This is a genomic window from Paracoccus salsus (assembly GCF_021556615.1).
GTDB classification, from domain to species: domain Bacteria; phylum Pseudomonadota; class Alphaproteobacteria; order Rhodobacterales; family Rhodobacteraceae; genus Paracoccus; species Paracoccus salsus.
Genome location: NZ_JAKGGD010000027.1, coordinates 1 through 563 on the forward strand (window position 1 = coordinate 1; position 563 = coordinate 563).

Sequence of the window (563 nt, forward strand, 5' to 3'; positions counted from 1 at the left end):
TCGACCTGGTACCCGGTGCCGGTGTCGGCGACCGTGGCCACATTGGCCAGGGCCACGCTCACCACGCCGGGCAGGGTGTCGGTGGCCGGGTCCGCGAGCGCGTCCGCCGCGTCCTCCGTCAGGTCGGCGGCGACGGCATCCACCGGGTCCACGGGGCACAGCAGCATCTCCAGCGGGGAGTGACGGTAGCCGATCACGTGGGGCAGGGAGCCGCCGGAGGGCTGGGCGTAGACCAGGTTGTAGTCGCCGTGGTTGAACACCCGCGCGTCGAACACGCCGCGCAGGCGCCGCTGGAGGGTGGGCGAGTCCATGGCCATGCCTCCAACGTACTGGCGGGCCCCGGCGGCTGTCAGGGGGCGCGCGGCCGCGGTCCGTCACGGTCCGTCGTCCCGGTCTCGGCGTGAGGACCGGTCACTAGACTGCGCCCCATGCAGACTCCCCCCGCTGACCGCTCCGCCCAGGACGCCACCACAGGACCCGACATGAAGCCGCGCTCGCGCGATGTCACCGACGGGATGGAGCGCACGGCCGCGCGCGGCATGCTGCGTGCCGTGGGCATGGGG

General features: G+C 73.7%; 1 protein-coding gene. It reads right to left on the bottom strand.

Translation table 11 applies throughout. The features are described 5' to 3' along the window. Positions 1 to 311: hypothetical protein (locus L1965_RS15960; protein WP_235757413.1), on the bottom strand; the 311-nt coding region annotated here is incomplete at its 3' end. Positions 312 to 563: the final 252 nt, after the last annotated feature.